Source organism: Haloflavibacter putidus (genome assembly GCF_006546625.1).
Lineage (GTDB): Bacteria > Bacteroidota > Bacteroidia > Flavobacteriales > Flavobacteriaceae > Mesonia > Mesonia putida.
Map to the genome: position 1 here is coordinate 16,936 of NZ_VIAR01000008.1, position 23,182 is coordinate 40,117.

At 35.1% G+C, this 23,182-nt stretch carries 18 protein-coding genes; 13 read left to right on the forward strand and 5 right to left on the reverse strand.

Annotated elements, in window-relative coordinates:
- Nucleotides 1–3 precede the first annotated feature (3 nt).
- From arfB to FKR84_RS08770, 5 genes are all read left to right on the forward strand, one after another.
- Nucleotides 4–408 carry an alternative ribosome rescue aminoacyl-tRNA hydrolase ArfB gene (arfB, locus tag FKR84_RS08750; protein WP_141421925.1) on the forward strand — a complete coding sequence of 135 codons (405 nt, stop codon included), beginning with the start codon at nucleotides 4–6 and terminating at the stop codon, nucleotides 406–408.
- A gap of 203 nt (nucleotides 409–611) precedes the next feature.
- Nucleotides 612–932, forward strand: coding sequence for a hypothetical protein (locus FKR84_RS08755; protein WP_141421926.1), 321 nt, complete (start codon nucleotides 612–614; stop codon nucleotides 930–932).
- Nucleotides 933–988: 56 nt separating this feature from the next.
- Nucleotides 989–1,312 carry a hypothetical protein gene (locus FKR84_RS08760; RefSeq protein ID WP_141421927.1) on the forward strand — a complete coding sequence of 108 codons (324 nt, stop codon included), beginning with the start codon at nucleotides 989–991 and terminating at the stop codon, nucleotides 1,310–1,312.
- A 142-nt stretch (nucleotides 1,313–1,454) separates the two neighbouring features.
- Nucleotides 1,455–2,792, forward strand: a complete 1,338-nt coding sequence (locus FKR84_RS08765) for a sigma-54-dependent transcriptional regulator (RefSeq protein WP_141421928.1) — start codon at nucleotides 1,455–1,457, stop codon at nucleotides 2,790–2,792.
- A gap of 69 nt (nucleotides 2,793–2,861) precedes the next feature.
- Nucleotides 2,862–3,716 carry a T9SS type A sorting domain-containing protein gene (locus FKR84_RS08770; protein ID WP_141421929.1) on the forward strand — a complete coding sequence of 285 codons (855 nt, stop codon included), beginning with the start codon at nucleotides 2,862–2,864 and terminating at the stop codon, nucleotides 3,714–3,716.
- Here FKR84_RS08770 and FKR84_RS08775 read toward each other — a convergent pair.
- Nucleotides 3,703–6,144, reverse strand: a complete 2,442-nt coding sequence (locus tag FKR84_RS08775) for an ATP-binding response regulator (protein ID WP_141421930.1) — start codon at nucleotides 6,142–6,144, stop codon at nucleotides 3,703–3,705. The two genes, FKR84_RS08770 and FKR84_RS08775, sit on opposite strands and share 14 nt — an antisense overlap.
- A 292-nt stretch (nucleotides 6,145–6,436) precedes the next feature.
- Between FKR84_RS08775 and FKR84_RS08780 the strand changes: the two genes are divergently transcribed.
- Nucleotides 6,437–8,839 carry a TonB-dependent receptor gene (locus FKR84_RS08780; RefSeq protein ID WP_141421931.1) on the forward strand — a complete coding sequence of 801 codons (2,403 nt, stop codon included), beginning with the start codon at nucleotides 6,437–6,439 and terminating at the stop codon, nucleotides 8,837–8,839.
- Between the two features lie 43 nt (nucleotides 8,840–8,882).
- Here FKR84_RS08780 and FKR84_RS08785 read toward each other — a convergent pair whose 3' ends face one another.
- Nucleotides 8,883–9,317, reverse strand: coding sequence for a hypothetical protein (locus tag FKR84_RS08785; RefSeq protein WP_141421932.1), 435 nt, complete (start codon nucleotides 9,315–9,317; stop codon nucleotides 8,883–8,885).
- A 121-nt stretch (nucleotides 9,318–9,438) separates the two neighbouring features.
- On the opposite strand from FKR84_RS08785, the gene greA reads away from it, so the two are divergent.
- Entirely contained in the window at nucleotides 9,439–9,915 is a 477-nt protein-coding gene (gene greA, locus FKR84_RS08790; RefSeq protein ID WP_141421933.1) for a transcription elongation factor GreA, read from the forward strand.
- Nucleotides 9,916–10,031: 116 nt separating this feature from the next.
- On the opposite strand, the gene FKR84_RS08795 is transcribed toward greA, so the two are convergent.
- From FKR84_RS08795 to FKR84_RS08805, 3 genes are all read right to left on the reverse strand, one after another.
- A complete protein-coding gene (locus tag FKR84_RS08795; protein WP_233357721.1) occupies nucleotides 10,032–14,090 on the reverse strand; it encodes a T9SS type B sorting domain-containing protein in 4,059 nt (1,352 codons plus the stop codon).
- A 499-nt stretch (nucleotides 14,091–14,589) separates the two neighbouring features.
- Entirely contained in the window at nucleotides 14,590–14,952 is a 363-nt protein-coding gene (locus FKR84_RS08800; RefSeq protein ID WP_141421935.1) for a response regulator, read from the reverse strand.
- The gene (locus FKR84_RS08805; protein ID WP_141421936.1) at nucleotides 14,949–17,279 is read right to left on the reverse strand and encodes a sensor histidine kinase; all 2,331 of its coding nucleotides are present in this window, start codon (nucleotides 17,277–17,279) and stop codon (nucleotides 14,949–14,951) included. The genes FKR84_RS08800 and FKR84_RS08805 overlap by 4 nt, the downstream gene beginning before the upstream one ends.
- A 111-nt stretch (nucleotides 17,280–17,390) precedes the next feature.
- Here FKR84_RS08805 and FKR84_RS08810 point away from each other — a divergent pair, with 111 nt between their 5' ends.
- The 6 genes from FKR84_RS08810 (at nucleotide 17,391) to FKR84_RS08835 (ending at nucleotide 23,087) form a co-directional block, all read left to right on the forward strand.
- Nucleotides 17,391–17,726: an arsenosugar biosynthesis-associated peroxidase-like protein gene (locus FKR84_RS08810; protein WP_141421937.1), complete on the forward strand. Its 336-nt coding sequence runs from the start codon at nucleotides 17,391–17,393 to the stop codon at nucleotides 17,724–17,726.
- A gap of 47 nt (nucleotides 17,727–17,773) precedes the next feature.
- On the forward strand, nucleotides 17,774–18,829 hold the full coding sequence (arsS, locus tag FKR84_RS08815) for an arsenosugar biosynthesis radical SAM (seleno)protein ArsS (protein ID WP_141421938.1): 1,056 nt from the start codon (nucleotides 17,774–17,776) through the stop codon (nucleotides 18,827–18,829).
- A gap of 182 nt (nucleotides 18,830–19,011) precedes the next feature.
- Entirely contained in the window at nucleotides 19,012–19,620 is a 609-nt protein-coding gene (locus tag FKR84_RS08820; RefSeq protein ID WP_141421939.1) for a TIGR04282 family arsenosugar biosynthesis glycosyltransferase, read from the forward strand.
- Nucleotides 19,617–20,435 carry a purine-nucleoside phosphorylase gene (locus FKR84_RS08825; protein ID WP_141421940.1) on the forward strand — a complete coding sequence of 273 codons (819 nt, stop codon included), beginning with the start codon at nucleotides 19,617–19,619 and terminating at the stop codon, nucleotides 20,433–20,435. Before FKR84_RS08820 ends, FKR84_RS08825 begins: the two co-directional genes overlap by 4 nt.
- A gap of 444 nt (nucleotides 20,436–20,879) precedes the next feature.
- Complete coding sequence (locus FKR84_RS08830) at nucleotides 20,880–22,190, forward strand: tyrosine-type recombinase/integrase (RefSeq protein ID WP_141421941.1); 1,311 nt, start codon at nucleotides 20,880–20,882, stop codon at nucleotides 22,188–22,190.
- A 9-nt stretch (nucleotides 22,191–22,199) separates the two neighbouring features.
- The gene (locus tag FKR84_RS08835) at nucleotides 22,200–23,087 is read left to right on the forward strand and encodes a hypothetical protein (protein ID WP_141421942.1); all 888 of its coding nucleotides are present in this window, start codon (nucleotides 22,200–22,202) and stop codon (nucleotides 23,085–23,087) included.
- The last annotated feature ends 95 nt before the right edge of the window (nucleotides 23,088–23,182 follow it).

The window sequence follows — 23,182 nt, forward strand, 5'->3', positions numbered from 1 at the left end:
ATTATGTTTTCTGCAAAGCAGCTTTTACAAGAAGTTACCCACTCGGCTACTTTAAGCGGCGGTCCCGGCGGGCAACATGCTAATAAGGCCAGCACCAAAGTTGTTTTGCAATGGAATTTGGAGACTTCTGCTGTCTTTACGGAAAAGCAAAAAGAGCGTTTACGACAAAAATTACAAAACCGACTTACCAAAAATAACCAACTGCAATTAGCGGCAGATAGTTCTAGAAGTCAGCATAAAAATAAGAAATTGGTTAATAAGCGATTTTTGAAGCTGATAGAAAATGCGCTAAAAGAACCCAAGAAGCGTAAAAAAACCAAACCCTCTAAAGCGCAAAAACTAAAGCGTTTAAAAGCCAAAAAACAACATTCCGAAAAGAAAAATCGCAGAAAAACCCCAGATTTTTAATAATTGGCATAGCGCAATTTGTGGTAATATTCCACAGCTAATGTGTAGAAATTTAAAATTCTCTACACTTTTGTCATTTTCGTAATTTAATCAGCTATATTCTTTAAGACACTGATATGTATATGATTAAGTGGTTATCTGAAGTGTTTTGTAAGGGCTGGCATAGAATTCTCATTACCTTCCGTAAAGAAAACCACTAAACCATGAAAAAGTTTACGATAACCGCCTTTATAGCATTAGCTTTTTTAAGCTTTACGGAAATGAAAGCACAAGAAAACAAGCTTACTAAATCTGTAGCGGCCAAAAGTAGCAATAGTTTAGCGCAAAAAACGTATAAGCCCATTTCTCAAAACGACTTGCCAAAATTTATTAAAGAAAAAGTAGCAAGTAACTATGAAGAAGCCAAAATAAAAGAGGTTTATCAAGACAACCAAAAAAATTATAAAATTGTATTAAGGCTAGAAGATGTAAACGCCAGCAATACAATCTATCTTAACCAAAAAGGAGAAATGCTCCGCAAATAGTCTATTTTCAACCATTAACACAACCAACACTTATTAACCCCAACCAAAAACCAACAATGATGAAGAAGCAAACAATAACCGCCATTTTAGCATGTGCATTAATCGGTTTTCCGCTGGTTAAAGTACAAGGCGGCCAAGCAGAAGTTGCAAAACCACTTAGCATAATTTTAGTTAACGAGTTTCAACCTATTAAAACCACAAAAGTACCTACTGCCGTTAAAAAAGCCATTGCCGAAGATTTTTCTGGCGCAACACTAACCAAAGCTTTTAGTAACGATAGTGAAGAGTATAAATTGGTTTTAAAGTTGAATGGTCAATCGCAGGCCAAAACAGTATTTGCGAACCAAAACGGTAAGTGGATAAGAAGACCCCAAGTCTAAATTTAGTTTTTAAGCTCTAATAAAAAGCTTAGTATTTGGTTAAGATTGGAAAAGACTGTCAAAATTTTTTGACAGTCTTTTTTCTTGTATTATTGTACCTTAGCGAGAAGAGTAATTCGTAAATTTGTAAAAACAGAGTCGGGTGAATAATATTTTGTTAGTGGAAGATGATGTAGCGTTTTGCAAAATGCTCGAGAACTTTTTAACCAAAAAAGGTTATGCAGTAGATTCTTGTTTCTCTACAGAAGAAGCCTTAAACCTATTAGAAGAAAACACCTATCAACTTATTTTAACAGACGTACGCCTTCCCGAAAAAGAAGGAACAGCCGTTTTAGATCTGGTAAACCGCAAAGGTTTAAAAACGCCGGTAATTTTAATGACTAGTTACGCCGAAGTAGACAAAGCTGTTGAGGTAATGAAAAAAGGCGCATTAGATTATATATCTAAACCCATAAACCCGGAAAAACTTTTAAATCTTGTAGAAAAAGCCACGCAAACTACACCAGCAGAACCAAAAAAAAGTTCTGTCTCTCAAAGAGAGAAAACAGCAACTTCTGTACATTTTGTAGAATGTGTGAGCGATGCTTCCAAAAAACTCAACAATTATATCAGGTTGGTGGCGCCAACGCCTATGTCTGTTTTAATTATTGGTGAGAGCGGTACGGGAAAAGAATATGTTGCTAAAAAAATACATAAGCAAAGCAAGCGCAAAGAAGAGGCTTTTATTGCAGTAGATTGTGGCGCAATTCCTAAAGAAATAGCTTCGAGTGAGTTTTTTGGCCATATAAAAGGAAGTTTTACCGGCGCCATTCAGGATAAAATAGGACATTTTAAAGCAGCAGACAAAGGTACTTTGTTTTTAGACGAAATAGGAAACTTAAACTACGATTTGCAAATGCAATTATTGCGCGCTTTGCAAGAGCGAAAAATAAAACCCGTTGGCAGTAACCAAGAAATAGAAGTAGACATTCGGGTGATTACCGCTACCAACGAAGATTTGAAAAAAGCTGTGGAAGCTGGCAATTTTAGGCAAGATTTGTACCACCGCCTTAACGAATTTTCTATAGAAGTACCGGCACTAAAAAACAGAAAAGAAGATTTGCCGCTGTTTGCTAACTATTTTTTAGAAAAAGCAAATGCAGAATTAGATAAAAATATTATTGGCTTTACGGAAGAAGCTCTGGCTGTTTTTAGTACCTATGCTTGGCCGGGCAACTTACGCGAAATGCAAAATAGCATTAAACGAGCCGTTTTACTTACCGAAGAAAAACTTATTAGTAAAGAAAACTTACCACAGGAATTGTTGCAAAACAACGCGCCAAAAGAAAGCTACGGACTTTTTAAAAACAAAAATGAGGAAACCTTAATTTTGCAAGCCTTAGAACAAGCAGATGGTAATAAAAGTAAAGCTGCACGTCTTTTAGAGATAGACAGAAAAACACTCTACAATAAACTTAAGCAATACGATATAGATTTGTAAGAATAAAAGTTTTTTTAATTAAAATAATGCTATTTTTTCACTATTTTTCATTATTAAAAGTCTTTTATTATGCAAAATCTACTTTTTCTTGTCATTTTCTTATTGGTTTCTCTGCACAATCAAGCACAAACCACCGCTATACCCGATCCGTATTTTGAGCAAGCTTTAATCGATTTACAAATAGATTCTGACGGGCAGTTAAACGGGCAGGTATTAACTGCAGATATTAGCACGCTAAGCGTTTTGGAGATTAGCGGCAAAGGCATACAAGATTTAACCGGAATTGCGGCTTTTTCTGCCTTAGAAATTTTAAATTGTACAGACAATAATTTGTCTGCATTAGACCTAAACGCTAACGCGCAGCTTAAAGAATTGTACGCCGGCAATCCCGGAGAACTGCCCGAAAACACCTTTTCTTCTTTAGATCTTAGCAACAATAATTTACTGGAGATTGTAGAGTTAGAAAACATCCCCGCTTTAGAATTTATCAATTTAAAAAACGGGAACAATACTATTTTATCCCAAGTCAAGACAACTTGTTTTATAGAAGGCGCGGCTTGCAATAACGCTCTTTGTATAGAAGTAGATAATGCCCAGGCCGCCAATAATAACCAAGCGCCATATTCTTCTTGGGCAAGTGGTACTGGTGTCGCTTACGCGGAAGATTGTAATCTAAAAGTAACCGGTCAGGCTATAAAAACCATAAAATTTTTTCCCAATCCCACCACGGGAAAAGTTTTTTTGACTACCAAGAAAAACAATATACAAAAACTACAGATTTTTGGTATGGAAGGAAAGTTGCTACAAGAAATTTCGTTTAAAGATGCCTCTGAGTTTTCTCTAGAACAGCATCCGGCCGGTATTTATTTTATTAAATATTGGCAAAGCAATACTTTTAAAATACAAAAAATTATAAAGCGTTAGTTTCGGTTTTTAAGTCTTCTAATAACTTTTCTATTTCTGTAACGCCGGCTTCTACCAATTTAAGTATTTCTTGGTTTTCCAAATTCAGTTCGTGTTGACGTTCTAAAGGTTCTACGTTTTTAATAACATTTTCTGCTTTTAACTGTCTAAACATCGGTAGCATTTTATGAGCGGTAAAAGCAATTTTTTGGTACTCTTTTTTCTTAGCTGCCGCTTTAAGGTTCTTACAGTTATCGCGTGTGTTGTCTATAAAAGTTTGTAATAATAACTTTAAGGCATCGGCATCGTTATCAGTAAAAATTTTTAAATCTTTTAAGGAGTAATTTTGTGCATTGTTTTTACTGAAAGTTTTTCGGTTTATTTTTTCGGTAGTGGTAGGTAAATCTAAAACTTTGGCAATGGTTCTAAGCAATTCATTAGCGTGAAAAGGTTTTATTAAATTGGTTGCAAAGCCTTTTTTAATGTAAATTTTCGCAGGAACTTCAATCCTTCCCGAAAGGGCAATTATCGGAATGTCTTTAGCGTATTTTTTGTCTTTTAACTTCCTAAGCAATTTAAAACCATTTAATCCCGGCATCTGAATATCGGTCAAAATCAAATCGAATTTTTCTTTTTTAACCAGTTTTATAGCTTCTTTTGGGTTTTGTGTGGCTATAAAACTAAAGCCGGCTTGTTTTAAAATTTCACTGTTTAAAGCAAGTTGGGTTTCTTCATCGTCTATTAGCAATAGCTTTTTATTGCGGGTATTGGGAATTTTAATTTTGTTTTCTTCGTTATCTGTATAGGTACGTTTGGCATTTTCTACCGGAATAAAAATGCTAAAAATACTGCCTTCTCCTTCTTTGCTTTCCAACTCTATACTACCGCCCAAAAGGTTTACCAATCTTTTGGTAATGGCCAAACCAAGACCGGAACCGCCATATTTTTTCTCTATAGAAGTGCCGGCTTGCGAAAACTCGTTAAAAATTATTTTTTGTTTTGCTTTGCTAATGCCAATTCCGGTATCTGCAATGCTAATTTTTAGTTTGTCGCCGCTTACAGCGCTGGTATCTAAATTTGCTGTTATGGTTATGGTACCGTTTTCCGTAAACTTATAAGCGTTGCCAATCAGGTTCATCAAGATTTGTTTAATCCTAAACGGATCGCTAAAATAATTCTTATCTAAGGCATCGCTACTGGTAAAATCTACGTGTACGTTTTTTTCGTTTTCAGAAGGAATAACGCCGTCTATGCTGTCTTTAAGTAAGTTTTTAGGATTAAAGGGTAGTTTTTCTATCTGCACCTTGCCAGATTCCAGTTTAGAAAACTCCAATAAATCGTTTACCAAATGCAAGATATAAACAGAAGATTTTTGCAACTGCTGCAAATAATGTTCTTGCTTTTCGGTCAAGCTGGTATTTTTCAGTAAATCTGCATAGCCGCTAAGCGTGTTTAGCGGGGTGCGTAAATCGTGGGTAACGGTTGCCATAAATTGCTCGCGGCGCTTTAAAAGTAATTCCGCGTAAGCTTTTGCTTTTTCTAACTCTTTTCGGTATTGTTGGCTGCGGTTGGTATCTTTTAAAATGAGCAGTACAAATACAAAAACAGTAATTACACAGGCAATGGCCAGAAGAACAATTATGGTAGAGGTTTCTTCAATTATTTTTTGCGATTTGTTGAATTGGGCGACAGACTGTTGTATCTCATCCCGTTCTATTTCTGCCCTAATTTTACGCAGTTGTAACGATAATTCTTGATCGTTTTTAATGAGGTCGTTTATTTTTACCAAAACCTCTTCGCGGTAACGCTCTTCTTCTACTTCCATCTCGCTCAAAACCGTTTTTAATGTATTTACAAGAGAGTCGGCAGATTGTTGAGTAAGGCGTTCTGCATTATCTTTTTTTGCATATTCTAGCCATTTTACCAATGCACGACGTGCATGCGGATTGTAATTTTTAAGTAATTTGTTGTAATCCTGACTTTCAAAAATATAATTTACCTCTTGCAAGCGGTTTAAAACCCGGTCGTAATAATTGTTGCTGGCATTTTTTTCTCTTACTTCCAACAAATCCAACAAGTTTTGTTTTTTTAAGCTTAAAAGTTTTTGCAAACTGTCTAATTCTACTTTAATTTCTCTTTCGGTATAAAGGTTTTTTAAAGAATCCACCAGACTGCCAATAGTATCTAATTGCCGATTGAATTTTGGCAAATTTTCTTTTTCATTATTTTGTATAATGCTGCGCCCAATAGACTCTGTAGTATACAAACTGGTAACCGCTTTACTAATTAAAAGCAGCTTTTGCTGGCTTGTAGTATTAAGACGGTTTGCCTCGTTAAGCGCTAAAGTCTTATTGTAAATAAACCACACCGAAGCTCCGGCAAAAACCGTTAATAAAATATAGCCAATTACCACTTTTAAGGCAATAGATTGTTTGGTGTTTTTAGACATAGAGCAAAAGTAAGTCGTGTAGGTTTAATTGTCTGATTATATGTTGCAAATTACATATTATTTAATAGATTTGCGGCAAATCTCAAAAGGGGTGCCTCAAATTTAGAGGCTGAGATCATACCCAAAGAACCTGGGCAGGTAATGCTGCCAAGGGACAGAAAGCTAGCTAGCGGCTTTCTAACGTATGCACTCCTGGTAAAAACTTAAAGAAGAGTTTTATCAGGATTTTTTATTTTATGTATAAACCAAAAATGAATAATCGCCCCTTTTATTCGTGAAAATTGTATTACGAATGAAAAATGTATTATTTATTGCCACCTTTTTATTGAGTGGTATTTTTAGTTTTGCGCAAAACACTTTTACCCTTTCGGGGAAGGTCACCAGCGGGCAAGAAACTTTGACGGGAGTTAGTGTTCATATAGAAAATTTGGGCAAGGGAACGCTCACCAATATGCAAGGCGAGTACCAATTAGAACTCACAGAAGGTAAACACAACCTGTTATTTACTTACGGAAACACCAAAAAAGTGCCGGTAGAAATCTCTAAAGATACCGTACTCAACGTAGATATGGCCAAGGTTATAGAAAATCTAGAAGAAGTATTTTTATCTTCCATCCGGGTAGACGCAGATTCTCCCATCACGCACAGCAATTTGACCAAAGAAGAAATAGAAGGCCGCAATTTGGGGCAGGATATCCCAACTTTAATGAATTATTTGCCTTCTGTAGTAACTACTTCAGATGCCGGAGCAGGAATTGGATATAGCGGAATGCGTGTCCGCGGAAGCGATGGTACCAGAATAAATGTTACTATAAACGGCGTTCCCTATAACGATGCCGAAAGTCAAGGTGCTTTTTGGGTAAATCTGGGTGATATTGCTTCTTCTGTAGAAAATTTGCAATTGCAACGCGGTGTAGGAACTTCTACCAACGGAGCGGGCGCTTTTGGTGCAAGTCTAAACATATTAACAGACAAGTATAATAAAGAGGCTTACGCCGAAGTTGCTAATAGCTTTGGTTCGTACAACACGCATAAGCATACGGCAAAATTTAGTACTGGTTTGTTTAACCAGCATTGGGAATTTTCCGGAAGAGCTTCTTTAATAGAAAGTGATGGTTATGTAGATCGCGCTGCAACAGAGCTTAAATCGTATTATTTGCACGGCGCTTATGTAAAAGATAACACCTTGATAAAAGCGGTAATGTTTGGCGGCACAGAGCAAACTTATATGGCTTGGGATGGTATTACAAAAAAGCAATTAAAAGAAGACAGAACGTATAACCCTGCCGGGGAATATACCGATGAAGACGGAAATATAAAATACTACGAAAACCAAACCGATAATTACCAACAAGATCATTACCAATTATTGTGGGACCAGCGTTATAACAACTATTGGTCTTCTAATGTGGCTTTGCATTATACCAGAGGTAAAGGTTATTACGAGCAATACCAGGAAGATGCCGCTTTAAGCGATTACGGAATGCAGCCGTTTATTGCCAATGGCGAAGAAATAACCACTTCAGATTTGGTTAACCGAAAATGGTTGGACAATCATTTTTATGGTACCACGTTTAGCTTAAACTATAAAAAAGATAAAGTAGATGCCATTTTAGGCGGCGGCTGGAATAAGTACGAAGGCGATCACTTTGGCGATGTTATTTATACCAGATTTGCACAAAACAACGATCCGTACGAGCCTTATTACTTTAATAGCGCTACCAAAACAGATTTTAATATCTACACTAAATTAACCTATGCCTTGAGTGATAATTTGGCCGCTTATGGCGATTTGCAATTGCGCAATATCAAGTATGATGCTGCCGGACCATTAGAAGAAGGTATTCCTTTTCCTATAGACGATTCGTTTAGTTTTTTTAATCCAAAATTTGGGTTGACATACGAGTTGAATAAACAAAACCAATTGTACGCTTCTTTGGCGGTGGCACACAGAGAACCTTCGCGCGCAGATTATGAAAATGCGCTATTCAGTAACAACGAAAACTTAAAAGAAGAAAAGTTAACAGATTATGAGTTGGGTTACCGCTTAAATTCCGAAAACATACAACTAAATGCCAATTTGTATTATATGGATTATAAAGACCAATTGGTTTTAACCGGAGAAATTGATGCAGAAGGAGCCCAAGTAAGAGAAAACAGTGGCGATTCTTACAGATTAGGTTTAGAGCTGGATGCCACCATAAAAGTAACCGATAAGCTTTTTGTGAAACCCAATGTGGCTTTAAGCCGAAATAAAAACAAAGATTTTACCGCTCGCTATAATGGCGAACAAAAGAACTTTGGGGATACAGAAATTTCTTACTCGCCATCTGTTGTAGCCGGAAATATTATTAGCTATTTGCCGATAAAAAATTTAGAACTTAGCTTGCTTAGCAAATATGTAGGAGAGCAATATATGAGCAATATAGAAGCCGAAGGCTCTAAACTGGAAAGCTATTTTACTACAGATTTAAATTTGCAATACCGCTGGAAAACAGCGCCTTGGTTTAAAGAAATAGTTTTTACCGGCTTAATAAATAATATTTTTGATGAAGAATATATATCAAATGGTTATTTTTACACCTATGAAATAGAAAACCCAAATTTGCCTTCCGGTTTAGAGACCGTTGGCGGCGCAGGTTACTATCCGCAGGCTACAATAAATTTTTTAGCCGGCGTTACCCTGAAATTTTAAGTGTTTAAATGTAAGATAGCCCCGATTGTTCGGGGCTGTTTTTTTAATTGGTAATTACTAATGTTCCTTGACCGGTTTTTTGTACGCGATAAGCATAAAGCGTGTAGCGTAAATCTTCGCCTTCTTCAAAAGTTCCGGTAAATAAATTATAGGTGTTGCCTTCGCAATCGCAAATAAGTTTTATGCCTTCTCGTTGCATAGCAGGACAATTATTATCGCGCGGATGGTTAGGATCTGCACCATCGTAAGCTACATAAGCATCGCCGCCGGTATTCATAACATAAATACCACCATTGCCGTAATTAGCAATATACACGGGGCTTGATACAAAGTTTAAGCTATTATACTGCGGCAAACTTAAGTCTAACTGTAAGTTTACATTTACATCGAGTAGGTTAGGATTACTAATGCGGTTATCGTCACTGCTGCATCCGTAAAGTAAAAGTAAACAAACTGCAAAAGAAAAAAATACTTTCATAAAAAATTAAAATTTGGTTTGCAAGATAACATGATTGTCAAGCTTGGTAAAATTTATTATCTTTGTTTAAAGCCGAATCCCACTTGTTGGGATTCTTTTTGTATATATAAACGACAATGTTATGAGTAAAGTATCTTATTATACCGCAGAAGGTTTGAAAAAACTAAAAAGCGAGTTGTCTCAATTAAAAGACGTAGAACGGCCAAAAGCTTCACAAGCCATTGCCGACGCTAGAGATAAGGGAGATTTAAGTGAGAATGCCGAGTATGATGCGGCGAAAGAAGCCCAAGGTTTGTTAGAGTTAAAAATATCTAAGTTAGAAGAAGTAGTAGCCAACGCCAGAGTAATAGACGAATCGCAATTAGATACTTCTAAAGTGTTAATTCATAGTACGGTAAAAATAAAAAATCTCGCTAACAAAATGGAAGTTACCTATAAATTGGTAGCGCAAAGCGAAGCTAACTTAAAAGCAGGAAAAATATCTGTAGATTCTCCTATAGGAAAAGGACTTTTAGGAAAAAAAGTGGGCGAACAAGCCGAAATTCAAGTGCCAAACGGCACGATGACGTTTGAAGTTTTAGATATAAGTCGCGATTAAAGTAGAAATTTAATTACTAAAATAAATTAAGTCTCTACTTATGAGGCTTTTTTTTATTAAGAGAGGCTGTTGCAATATTTTGCGACAGCCTCTCTTTTTAAGTAGGTAATTTAAGTTTAGCGCTTTAGGGTTATGTGCGAAGTATAGGTTTCTTTATTGCCTTCGTAAATAAACTCTACCCTAAACCAATAATCGTTAGAAGGTAAGTTTTTACTATTTAAGGTGCCGTCCCAACCTCTGGAATTTGGTTTAAGACCGGTTATTAATTTTCCGTAGCGGTCAAAAATATAGATTTTAGCATTTGGATGCTCTTTTAAATCTGTAATATTCCAGGTGTCGTTAATACCGTCGTGGTTTGGCGTAAAATACTTCGGGTGTTTTATAACCGTTACTTTAGTAGTTGTTACGCCACAAGAACCGGTTATTCCGCGCACTTTTACGGTATGTACACCAGCCGGTACGTTGTAAAAATTATTTTCGTATTGCCAAGGACCGTCGTTCAACTGGTATTTGTAATTACCGTAACCTTTGGTAACATTTACCGTAATTTCGGCAATATCTTCAAAAGGTTGGGTTACTTCTGCATCTACAAGAGCTTGCGAAGATTCAAAAACCCTAATTTCTTCTGACGCATAATTACAATGGTTAGCGTTTTCTGCGCTTAGCATTTCGGTTTCTACCGTGTAAACACCGGGCTGCTCGGTTTGTAATTCCGGTCCGCTATGTACCAACTCACCATCGTAATACCAATTTATAACATAAGCATTTGGGTCTACGCCCGAAACTAAAACCGCTGGTGCAATAACTTCTCCGGTTCTTACATCTCTACAAAGTGTTGTATTGTTTATGTTTAATTGCGGACGCTCATAAATATGTAAGCTAAATTGCTGTTTTACCCTGCAAGCCATTTCGGTATCGTCTTGCGCTACTACAAAAAGTGAATAGTCACCAGCCTGCGAAATGTTTAAATTGGTAAGAGGTTCTTGCTCATTAGCGTCCCAATAATAATAAAGTGGGTAACCTTGCGTGTTTTCTTCGGGTAAAGTATAATTGCCGCAGCTTTCTATGCTTTCAAAACTGCTCAAATCTGGCAAACCGTTAATGTTTACCGTAAAACTACGCTCGTTTTCGCATACAAAACGCGTTCCTACAATAGAGTACACAAAGATTTCTTGGGTGCTTGTTATTACATCACCCGCAAAAAGTTGTATTCCTTGTCCGCCACTTTCCGTAAAGTAATTACCTTTTTCCAATTCTGGTAAAGTATATTCTACGCAAGCATCTATATCTTCAAAATCCGGTAGTAAAACTCCGTCAAAATAAACGGTAAATGAATCTTCTTTTACACACGAGCTGAGGTCTTCGTATTGGGCGTAAATATAAATGGTTTGCGTGCTGGAAATTAAATCTCCGGCATATAACTCTGTGCCTTCTGCGTGCGGCTGGGTAAAATACCTGCCGTATTGCAATTGGGGCAATTCGTAAGGTTCGCACACATGCATATCTATAAAGTTTTCTACGTGTGGCAAGGGTCTTATTTCTACTTCAAAAGAAGATTGATTACTACATGCGTTTGCAAAATTATAAATGTAAATAGTTTGCGATTGTTCTATTATATCTCCTGCTTGCAATTGTGTGCCGTTAGCGTTTTCTTCCGTAAAGTAATTACCATTATTTAAGGGTGGTAAAGTATAGGTTTCTGTTTCGCAGAGTAACACATTTTCCAGCTCGTCTACTTCAGGCAAGGGTGTAATAGTTACCGTAAAAGATTTGTCTAGTGTGCAATTAGGTTGCGTGGTGGTTTCGGCATAAAAATATACGGTTTGCGAAGTGGTTAAAATTTCTTGCGGTTCAAAAAGCTCGCCTTGACCGTTTGGCTGCGTATAAAATCCGCCAATTTCTACAGTCGGTAAAGTAAAGTCGCCACAAGCCGTTACGTCTTGATAATCTGGAATAATTATTATATCAAAAGCATGCTCGTTTACGCAAAGGCTGTCGTCGTTGAAAATATAAACGGTTGTGGAAGAAGTAATTTCGTCTCCGGCAGCTAAAGCTTGGCCGCTGGCAAAAGAATCTGAAAAATACTGTCCGTTTTCCAAAGTTGGTAATGTATAACTCTGGCAGGTAACCACATCTTCCGGTTGATCTACTTCCGGTAATGGCAAAATATTTATAGGAAATTCTTCGTCTTTACAAACTTGGCCGTCTATTTCTGCATAATAATGCAAAATGGTATTTTCATAAAAAGCAGTGCCGGGTAAAATCTCTTCTCCGTTACCATTTGGTCCGCCCGGAGCGGTATAAAATGCGCCAGCCGGTGGACTCGGAACATTAAAACCACCGCAATGGTTTTCTTTAATATTAAAATCTTCTATTAAAATAACCGAAAAACTAGATTGGTTGCTACAACCGGTTTCTTCTGAAATGCTGTAAATATAATAAGTGCCCGATTCGTCTATAATATCGCCGGGGAAATAAGCATCTCCCTCTCCGTTAGATTCTGAAAAGTAAGAGCCGTTATTTATTTCCGGAAGAATATACGCACTACATTCTATAACATCCGGAAGGGTGTCTACCAAAGGCGACGGATTTTTATTTATATCGAAACTTTCTATCGCAAAACAAGCCGCATTGGAAGTATTGTCTACGCGTACCCAAATTGTTTGGCTATTTATATTTTCTGGCGGATTGTAATTTTGAGGTGTTTCTATGGCATTTTCCTGGTTTAATGCATCGTTTTCTGCTTCATAAAAACTGAAATTATAGCTGTTTTCATTACTCAGCAATTGACTTATTACTTGGGTAAGGTTTACCGAAGTAGGTTCTTCCGGAAAGGTACAGAAATCTATATTAGAAGGTGCTGTCACACTTATACCTTCGCTTACCAAAAGTTGAAAGCTGCGTGTAGTGGTACAACTGCTTTCGTTTTGACTGTTATTTATCTGAATAAAAACTTCTTGGTTTCCTGCACTTTCATAATTCTCTAATTGGCTCTGCGGAATTACGGTCCCGGCCTGTAAATCTTCTAAAGACGCATAATAATGTAGCTGATACATTTCTGGGTCCAAACCTAATTGTTCTGCATTATTGGCGGTAAGATTGTAGTAATAAGTCTCTGCGCCACTGTTACAAACGCTAAGGTTTTGGGCTTCGCCAATGTTTAACGGACTAATTATAATTTCGTCTGTAAAAGAGCAATTAGTAGAATTTTGAGAAATTTGTACTGAATATTCTCCCGGATTATCTGCAAAAATTTGATTGTTATTCTCGCCATTTATTTCTTGACCGTTATAAAACCAAGTATGTTCGTAAACTTGGGGATTTAAACCGGTTTCTATCAATATAGAACCGCCATCGCAAATACTGGCATCTGGTCCTAAATCTAAACCGGTATCAAAACTGCCACCGGATAAAAAGATAGCCGAATCAAAATTAGCATCTGTTGCATCTGCAATTACCAGCCGTATTTTATAAGGCTTCCCAGATTCTACTGTGGCTGCAGCCGTCATAACCTTTGTATAACCACGCATATTTAATACCGAATTATCTTCGAAAGGTTGGTAGCTGTCAAACAATTCTGCATTATCAGAACCACAAGTAGAATTATAGGTTTGGTCTTTTATTTCCTTTACGGAAATTGGGGTGTTGGTTCCCGGTAGCACGGCAAGGTTGGTAGTTTCGCCGGTGGTTAAATCTGTTAGAAGAAAGGCAAAAACATCGCTAGAGACACATTGCCACTCGCCGTACTCGTTGGAAGCAAAAATAAAATCGAAATTTAAATTGCCGGAAAGCGGTGTAAACTCAAATTCTAAAAATGCAATATCAAGTAGGTCTGTGGGTTGGTCTGCTTGTGCATTAATACTTTCTAAATAAGGGTCTGTGTTGGTATTTAAATGATCGCTTAAATGGTTTCCGGTATAATTTCCGGCACTGTGTAAAGCGTCTCCTGTTCTAATCAACACACCATTTTCTAACGGAAAAGCGCCGTTGTTGTTGGTAAAATGCGCTACCGAATTTCCGGTAGATATGGCCGAATTAGAAATCTCGGCGCAGGCATTATTCAATAAGCTGTAAACTAATTCTTCTGATTGATTGGCGGTCTGGCTTACGCTTACTTGTTGCGCAAAGCCAGAAACACCAATAAATAAAAAAATGAGAAAACACTTAAAACTCATTTGCTTCGTAAAAAATCTCGACATCAATCTCTGTCCTTTTTAAGTTGTTTTGTTGGGACAAATGTAACACTTTATCGATAAAAAAACACTTTTAAACGTTAAAATGTAAAATTTTGTTAAAAATTATGCTAATGAATTTGCCTTACCGAAATCAAGAGCTCCGCAAAAACGGCATTATAGAAGCGATACGAGAGAAAGAATATTTTTATGATTATACAAAAAAATATTTTTTTTAACTTCGAAAAGTGTTTTTAAACGTTGAAAATGAACCAAATACTGGTTGTAATTCTTAAATTTTCCTTAATAAAAGTTCTATAATGACCAAAGTAATTATTTGAAAGACGAGAGTTTTGTATAAACAAGCATTTTTAGAAGTAAATAATTAAAGTTTAAATATTTAGCTTTAACAGCGCAAAAAAAAATCCGTAAAGCAAATACTACCTATATTTTGGAGGTATTGTTATAGTATAAGCTTTTGCCTAGCTGTAGTAAAAATTGATCAAAATATTAATTGTTCTAATTTTTCTTTGGTAATTGGTTTGGTAAGTATGCCTTTTACGATCTCATAATCTTTGGCTTTTTTTTGGTCTTGGTAATCTATAGAAGAGGTGGCAATATAGACGTGTGCATTGGGTAAGATGTTTTTATCCTGCATTTCTTTTAAAAGTTCCCAACCATTTATTCTAGGCATATTAAGGTCTACCAAAACAATATCGTAGGTAGGTTTATCTTCTGTAAAATGCTGAAGCGCTTCTTGGCCGTCTAACAGGCTTTTTAGTTTAACGTGCCCATTAAGCATTTTAAACATTTTTTTTATAAGTAATTGGTAAATTTTATCGTCGTCTATAATGCAAACTCTCATATCTCTTTACTAAAATAAAGTGTAAATGTGCTGCCTTCGCCTAAGCTACTTTCTACTTTTATTGAGCCGCCCATTGCTTCTATTTGGTTTTTGCTTACAAACAAGCCCAGGCCGCGCGCGTCTTTGTGATCTGTAAATTTTTTATACATGCCAAAAATATCTTTACGGTATCTCTGTAAATCTATACCAATGCCATTGTCTTTAATGTAAATAATTTTATAGCTAGCGTCTTCTTCAAATGTGATGTGTATTACTGGGTAACGTTTTGGATGGCGATATTTTATCGCATTAGAAATTAAATTTAAAAAAATACTTTCTAAATAAGCTGGATTAAAATCTATTTTCAAATCTTCTGGTAAGTTTTCTATAATTTTTGCTTTACTAGAAGTTATCTCTTTATGCAAGATTTTTTTTGCTTTAGAAATATACTCTTTTATAGCTAAGGTTTGAATAAATACATTTTTATTATTTTGAATGTTTATAACCTCGTTGAGGTCGTTTAAGGTTTCGTCTAAAGAATTAGTGACCTCGCGCAATAAACCATACATTTCTATACGTTCTGGTTTTTGTAAGTCTTCTTGCAAAAGCGATAATATACCTTGTATATTACTGGTGTGCGAACGTAAATTGTGAGAAACGATATAGGAGAAGTTAAGCAGGCGTTTGTTTTGTGCTAAAACTGTTTGATAGCTGTTTTGTAACTCGCGTTCTACTTTTTTCTCTTGGGTGATGTCCATAGTTATGCCTCGTAATCTTGTGACCTCGCCAATTTGATTTGTACGGCATTCTACACGGGTTAAAAGGTGCTTTATTTCTTTGGCAGAATTAATAATTCGGAACTCAAAGGTGGAGGTGCCCGAGGATTTTATTATTTTATCTAGTTCTTTCTTGTATAGCGCAAGATCGTTAGGATGTATAAACTCGTTAATGAATTCACGATTTAAAACTGTGGAAGAATCTATCCCGAAAATTTCAAATAATCTGTCTGACCAGATAGAAGAATCGCTAGCCAGGTTATATTCCCAAAAACCTAGTTTAGAAATCCTAATGGCCATTCCCATTAATTTCTGTAAATCTATTAGGCGTTGTTCTGCTTTGCGTTTTTCGGTTATGTCTTCAATTATGGCAATGTGTGTTTTTTTGTGTTGTAAAGTGTTTAATGGTGAGTTGGTTATTTTCGCTGTAATGCGCTTTTTCTCACAATTGGTTTTTAAGTCACAAATAAATTTGTTTTTACTTTTATGAATTAATTTTTTATGCGCTATGTCTATGCATAAATCTTGAAGTACGAGATCTTGTAATTCTGTTTTGTTTTTACCCAGCATTTCTGCCAGGCGCTTATTGGCTAGTTTTATTTGCCCGGTACTTGAATTTACTAAAGCAATTCCTAAACCTGCTTGTTCAAAAATAGATTTAAATTTAATTTCAGAATCTAATAATTTACTAGCTTGATCGCTAATACGTTTTTGCAATTTAGCCGGTTTTTTTAATAATTTCTGAACCAAAAATCCGCAAAGTAAAGCCAATAAAAAACCACTTACAAAATAAGGTATAGTTTCTGCCCAAGCAAAATTATAGTTGTTGTGCCATACATATAAACTCCAATTGGTTCGTTTAATGTCTAATTTTTGGGCGTGGTCATAATTTATTTTGGTAGAGGAATCTAAAAGATAAATTGGCTGTTTAGAAACAAGGTGCGGACTCACGATCTGCAAATGCATTTTTTCGCCATTAAAATGCGGAATCCCGGCAGTTTCAATAAGTTTTTCTAAACGTATAACTACTGCGGTAAAGCCCCAAAACTTTCCTTTTCTAGAAATTGGTAATCGCGCTATAATTCCTTTACCGCCTTGTACCAAATCTATAGGACCTACAAAATAAACATCATTTTTCTCTATGGCATTTTCTGCACTTATGCGATCAAATGTTTCATCAAAAAGATTGTAGTTATACGCAGCTTCGTTTTTATGTAACGGATAGATATGTTTAATTACACCATTTGGCACCAATTGGGTTACACTAAGATTTGGATTAGCCTTTAGGAGTTTTTTAGAAATTTCTTCAAACTCTTTTACTTCGCCATTTTCTTCAATACTAATAGATAAAGTTAGCACGGCAGAGTAGGCGGCATTTAAAGATTGTTCTATGTTTTGCTTAATAACTGTAGCTATTTGCTCCTCTTTAGTAAGTCTAAGCGCTTTGGTGTTTTTAAATTTTAAAAAACTAATAATCAAGGCAATAAGTAACATAAATAAAAAGGCAGATAATCCCGCTTTAGCAGGATTTTTTAAAAACCAAGTATTTACCTTTTTAAAAAAAGTTCTCATTTAGATAGATTAGTTGGGTGGAAGTTACATAATTTTTAGCATAGATATTAAAAAGAATTTAACAAGCAACCATTTTTTAATGGCTACATTAGTTTTAAAAATAAACTAAAAATGGCGAAAAATTATTACAATCCTTCAGATTTAAGAAAATTTAGTAAAATAAAAGACTGGAATGAAGACTTAGGCGATAAATTCTTTACTTATTACGAGAAAGTGTTTGAAGAAGGTGCACTCTCTGCTCGAGAAAAATCGTTAATAGCCTTGGCGGTATCGCACGTGGTTAAATGTCCTTATTGTATAGACGCCTATACGCAAGACGGTTTAAAGCGCGGTATAACCAAAGAAGAAATGATGGAAGCAGTACACGCCGGTGCTGCAATAGAAAGTGGTGCGACTCTGGTACATGGTGTACAAATGATGAATAAATACGATAAACTTTCTATGTAAATTAATAATTAAGAAATCTACTACTTTACTAAATCTTTATAACCCCTATGGCTACAAAATCGCTAAAAGCGCGAAAAAACGATTGGTCCAATCCTACAAAACAACTGGAGTTTTTAAGCAACGGTATATTTGCAGAAGGAGAGCTGCCTACTTTTCAACAAAAATTAAAAAAGACCACTACTTTTCCGCTACAGCCTAAAAAGTTAGAAATACTACAAATTAATTTAGGGTATATGTGCAACCAAGTTTGCTCACATTGTCACGTAGATGCCGGTCCAGACAGAAAAGAAATTATGACTGTGGAAACTATGCAATATTGTCTAGATGCAATTAAAAAAAGCGGCGCACATACGCTAGATTTAACCGGTGGCGCGCCAGAGATGAATCCTAACTTTAGATGGTTTGTAAAAGAAGCAGCAAAGATTGGCGTGCAAGATTTTATAGTACGCTCCAATCTTACTATTATAGTTGCTAATAAAAAATACCACGATTTACCGGAATTTTTTAAAGAATATAACGTTCACGTGGTTTCTTCTTTACCGTTTTATAAACGCGAAAAAACAGATAAACAACGCGGAAAAGGGGTTTTTGATGCTTCTATAAAAGCTTTAAAAATGCTAAGTAAAGTTGGCTACGGAAAACCCGATAGCGGTTTGTTGTTAGATCTAGTGTACAACCCGGCAGGAGCATTTTTACCTAGCGGTCAAAAAGCAATGGAGCAAGATTTTAAAAAAGCCTTATGGGAAGATTTTCAAATAGAATTTAACCAACTTTTTGCCATTACCAATTTGCCAATAAGCAGGTTTTTAGAATTTTTAATCGCTTCAGAAAATTACGAAGATTATATGTACGCTTTGGTAGACGCTTACAATCCTAAGGCGGTACAAGATGTTATGTGTCGCAATACGCTTTCTGTAAGTTGGGACGGTTATCTTTATGACTGTGATTTTAACCAAATGTTAGCCTTAAAAGTGGCCAGTAAAGTACAACACATCAAAGAGTATAACGAAACCACTTTACAAAACCGCAATATAATAACTTCGCAACATTGTTACGGCTGTACGGCCGGCGCCGGCAGTAGTTGTCAAGGTAGTTTGGGGTAATCTTACTTTATAACAAGTTTTTTTAAGTTTATAAAATCTTTCCCTTACGGGGGAAATGAATGATGCTAAGTTTCCGTAAAGTTATTATTTTTATAGTGTGTTAGAACATTGCGTTTTTTCAAAAATCATAGAAAACAACAGGGTAAAAATAATTAGTGTTAAGTTAGAAATGTTTGCGATTTATGAAGAATAAAAGATTACTGCTTATTTTTACCAAAAATCCAATATTAGGTAAATGTAAAACCCGCTTGGCAAAAGCTGTAGGAGAAAAATTGGCTTTAGAGATTTACCATTATCTGTTAAAACATACCGCTAATGTGGCGCAAAAAGTAGAAGCAGATAAGTGTGTATATTATTCTGAGAATGTAGAGAAAAACGATTATTTTTCAGAAAGTGAATTTCAGAAAAAAATTCAGTATGGGGGTAATTTGGGAGAGCGTATGCACAATGCTTTTCAAGAGGGCTTTACGGAAAAATATTCGCAAATTATAATCATTGGTAGCGATATGCTAGCTATTTCTGCGCAAGAAATAAACCGTGCTTTTAAGCATTTAGAAAAGTATAAATACGTAATTGGACCAGCGCAAGATGGCGGATATTATTTATTGGGTATGCGGCAATTGCACCCCACAGTTTTTAGAAACAAAAAATGGAGCAGTTCTTCTGTTTTTAAAGAAACTATGCGCAATTTGCCAACAGCAGAAACCGCAGTATTAGAAGTAAAAAACGATATTGATACCATAGAAGACATAGACGAAAATTCTGTCTTACAAAAATTTATAAACGTATGAAATATATTGAACAAACCGTTAGTTATTTACAAAATAAAGGTTTTGAAAACCCCGAAGTAGGAATCATTTTAGGAACCGGCTTGGGTAAATTATTAGATGAGGTTAAAATACTTGCCAACGTAAGTTATAACCATATTCCTAACTTTCCTACCGCAACGGTAGAGTTTCATAAAGGTCATTTAATCTATGGCGAGTTGCAAGGAAAAAAAGTGGTTATCATGCAAGGTCGCTTTCATTTATATGAAGGTTATAACTTTCGCGACGTTACCTTCCCCGTAAGGATAATGAAACGTTTGGGCATAAAAAAATTACTGGTTTCTAACGCGTCCGGTGCGATAAACACCAATTTTAAAAAGGGCGAATTAATGCTTATAGAAGATCATATTAATCTATTGGGTGGCTCGCCTTTAGCCTTTAAAGGTGTTTCGCAATACGGCCAGCGCTTTGTAGATATGAGTTGCCCGTACGATACCAAGATGCGTGAAAAAATAGGAAAGATAGCCAAAGAAAAATCTATTGTTTTGCATAAAGGGGTGTATGTCTCGGTAATTGGACCACAATTAGAAACCCGCGCAGAATATAAGTTTTTAAAGATAATTGGTGCAGACGCTGTAGGAATGAGCACCGTGCCAGAAGTTATTGTAGCCAATCATTTGCAATTACCCGTGGTGGCAGTTTCGGTTCTAACAGACGAGTGCGATCCTGAAAATTTAGAACCGGTAAAAGTAGAAGATATAATGGCAATGGCGGCCAAAGCCGAACCAAATATGATTGCACTTTTTAAAGATTTAATAGCAGAAATTGAAGTAGAATAACGCTAATTTTTTGCTTTACGGAAAATAGGAATACTTGAAATTTTCTTACCTATTAAACACTATTAAAATTTTGCAATAGAATAGGATGTTTTTAAAAAGAATCTTTATTTCTTTTATGTTTTTTAGAATTGCACCCTATGTAGCACCCTTTTCGATTCTAAACTTTCTGCAACACTTATCAAAATAACCCGTCTTTCAAGTATAACAAGGCATAAAACAAAAAACCCCGATCGTAAGATCGAGGTTTCTGGTGGTGCCTCCAGTACTGTTTAAGTCTTAACTAAAATATACTAAATTTACTTATACCTTACTTAAACCCTTTATTTATAAGGGTTTTTTTAATTTCTGTAATAAGAAATAATTAACTAAGTAATGTATAAATAAATACTTATTTGTACCCTAAATTGTACCCTTTTTTGTATCTTTATAGTAAAGGTAATAATTATGATAGCAGTAGATAGAGCAAAGGGTACCGCTAGATTCGCATTCAAAAGTAAGCGAAAAGCAGAAGAAAACAAAAAGGAAAATTTTATTATTTATTTGTTTTTCACTTATGGTAATAAACGACTAAAATACTCTTCGGGTATTAAAGTAGGTTTTAACGATTGGGATTTCAATAAGCAAAGAGTAAAAAACAAGAACACAGTTAAGTTTAAAGACCATTACAACAGTAAACTTAATAAGCTTGAAAACGCTATTACAGAAGTTTATGAAGAGCTTCAAGAAGAAAGTGATAGTATTTCTCCACAGTTTCTTAAAAACCGCTTAGAGCTTAAATTACGAAATGAAGATGCCCCGGGTAAAACTCAAGAAAAACTAACATTTTCAGAATTAATTCAAAAATTTATTGATTATAAAGATGGCAATATTGCAGAGGTCACTTTGCGCTCCTATAAACAAGCTAAGTCTCATATTCTAAGCTTCGAAAAACAATTAGGTAGGAAATTAGAACTAGATGAAATTGACTCTTCATTTCATAAAAAGTTTACCGAATACCTTCAAAAAGAAAAGCAGTTTAGTAAAAATACCATAGGCAAACATTTCAAAACGATTAAGACCTTTATGAACTATGCAGTAAGTGAAGGTTACACCAATAATCAAAAATTCAAATCCTCAGATTTTAAGGTTACTAAAGAAATTACCACCGAGGTTTATTTAACTGAAGAAGAAATTCAAGCCTTTTACGATAAAGACCTTTCAAAATATCCTAAGCTTTCACACGCTAGAGATATATTTCTTATTGGCTGCTATACAGGTCAGCGAGTAAGTGATTTCAACAGCTTTAAAGAAGAGGATATTCAAATTATTGACGGGCAAGAATACTTCGTAATTGTTCAAAAGAAAAATAAAAAGAGAGGTCGTAAAGTGTACTGTCCCATAACTAAGGAGATTAAAAACATAATGAATAGCCGCCATAACGGTAAACCACCAAAAAGAATACCCGATAAAGATTTAAACGACTACATTAAGCAAATAGGGCAGATGCTAGAACTTGATTCTTTAGAGGTAAAAATTAAATGCGAATACACGAAAGCAGGAAAACAAGAGGTAGATTATATTGAAAAATACAATTTAGTAAAATCACATACTGCAAGACGAAGCTTTGCGACTAATAAATATAAAGCAGGTATGCCAGTTTATGATATAATGCATTTTACAGGACATACCACCGAAAAAGAATTTTATAAGTATATTCGAATCAAAGATGAAGAAAGAGCTACTCATATATTAAAGAGCGGTTTTTTTAATGTTTAAAATAATTCTATGAGAGATCAGGAAGTAATTAATAGATTAAAATTAGGTGTTCTTAATACAATTATCAAATCTAAAAATGCTGAGTATGCATACAGAATTTTAAATTCTAACGATAATAGAAAAGGGTCTATAGTTAAAATACCTAGTCACAGTGGTAAAATTTCTATAGATTCTGTAAATGCTATTAATAGAGAACAAAAGAAAAATCGAATTCTAAAAAATAATAAAACTAGAGTTTCTCGAATTTTAGAAAAAATGTATGATTACGAAGAATTTACGTTAGATTATTTCGATTTACGTTTTGATCTATATGCTAAAGAATTAAATGCTAAAAAAGAAAGATTTTTAAAAAAATATCCAGGCTTTGAAGAGAAAGATTTTTTTAAGTCAGAAATTAATTATTTCCAAAACCCAGAATCTAACAGATATTTTTTAGATAGCCAGCAAAATAAAATCTCTTACCATAAATATCTAGAGAATGATACCCATATTCTTGATTTGCACCAAAATAAAAAAATAGAATTTCTTAAAGAAAAACTTCAAAATAAGCCTGAAAGTGATAATGTAAAAACTTCTCAATCCCAATCACAAAAACAAGATTTAGAAAACAATGAGTATCCTCCAATTTTTAAATCCTATGAATGCTATCAAAAATTTATTTCACTTGCTGAGTTTATGGAGATAAAATTAGATAATATCAACGCACGGAATAACCAAGCAAAACTCAATGGTATATGGCAAAGTAATAATGGTCAAAAGCTATTTTTGAAACATACTGAAAAGCCAGAATATTTAGCTTTTTTAAATAAAAATTATAACTCAGAGTTTGAGACACGTTCTATGTCCTCTGGTAAAAAATACACGAATAGAGTTGATGAGTATTTATCTTCTATTTAGTTATTTCTAGAGCGCATACATACCGCATATTTATCCACACATCTCGCATACCTTCCATATTTTCTGCATATAACTAATTTATTTTCTTGCGATAG

Coding starts and splice junctions, on each gene's coding strand:
- arfB (WP_141421925.1), top strand. CDS start 4: ATGTTTTCTGCAAAGCAGCTTTTACAAGAAGTTACCCACTCGGCTACT.
- FKR84_RS08755 (WP_141421926.1), top strand. CDS start 612: ATGAAAAAGTTTACGATAACCGCCTTTATAGCATTAGCTTTTTTAAGC.
- FKR84_RS08760 (WP_141421927.1), top strand. CDS start 989: ATGATGAAGAAGCAAACAATAACCGCCATTTTAGCATGTGCATTAATC.
- FKR84_RS08770 (WP_141421929.1), top strand. CDS start 2,862: ATGCAAAATCTACTTTTTCTTGTCATTTTCTTATTGGTTTCTCTGCAC.
- FKR84_RS08775 (WP_141421930.1), bottom strand. CDS start 6,144: ATGTCTAAAAACACCAAACAATCTATTGCCTTAAAAGTGGTAATTGGC.
- FKR84_RS08780 (WP_141421931.1), top strand. CDS start 6,437: ATGAAAAATGTATTATTTATTGCCACCTTTTTATTGAGTGGTATTTTT.
- FKR84_RS08785 (WP_141421932.1), bottom strand. CDS start 9,317: ATGAAAGTATTTTTTTCTTTTGCAGTTTGTTTACTTTTACTTTACGGA.
- greA (WP_141421933.1), top strand. CDS start 9,439: ATGAGTAAAGTATCTTATTATACCGCAGAAGGTTTGAAAAAACTAAAA.
- FKR84_RS08795 (WP_233357721.1), bottom strand. CDS start 14,090: ATGAGTTTTAAGTGTTTTCTCATTTTTTTATTTATTGGTGTTTCTGGC.
- FKR84_RS08800 (WP_141421935.1), bottom strand. CDS start 14,952: ATGAGAGTTTGCATTATAGACGACGATAAAATTTACCAATTACTTATA.
- FKR84_RS08805 (WP_141421936.1), bottom strand. CDS start 17,279: ATGAGAACTTTTTTTAAAAAGGTAAATACTTGGTTTTTAAAAAATCCT.
- FKR84_RS08810 (WP_141421937.1), top strand. CDS start 17,391: ATGGCGAAAAATTATTACAATCCTTCAGATTTAAGAAAATTTAGTAAA.
- arsS (WP_141421938.1), top strand. CDS start 17,774: ATGGCTACAAAATCGCTAAAAGCGCGAAAAAACGATTGGTCCAATCCT.
- FKR84_RS08820 (WP_141421939.1), top strand. CDS start 19,012: ATGAAGAATAAAAGATTACTGCTTATTTTTACCAAAAATCCAATATTA.
- FKR84_RS08825 (WP_141421940.1), top strand. CDS start 19,617: ATGAAATATATTGAACAAACCGTTAGTTATTTACAAAATAAAGGTTTT.
- FKR84_RS08830 (WP_141421941.1), top strand. CDS start 20,880: ATGATAGCAGTAGATAGAGCAAAGGGTACCGCTAGATTCGCATTCAAA.
- FKR84_RS08835 (WP_141421942.1), top strand. CDS start 22,200: ATGAGAGATCAGGAAGTAATTAATAGATTAAAATTAGGTGTTCTTAAT.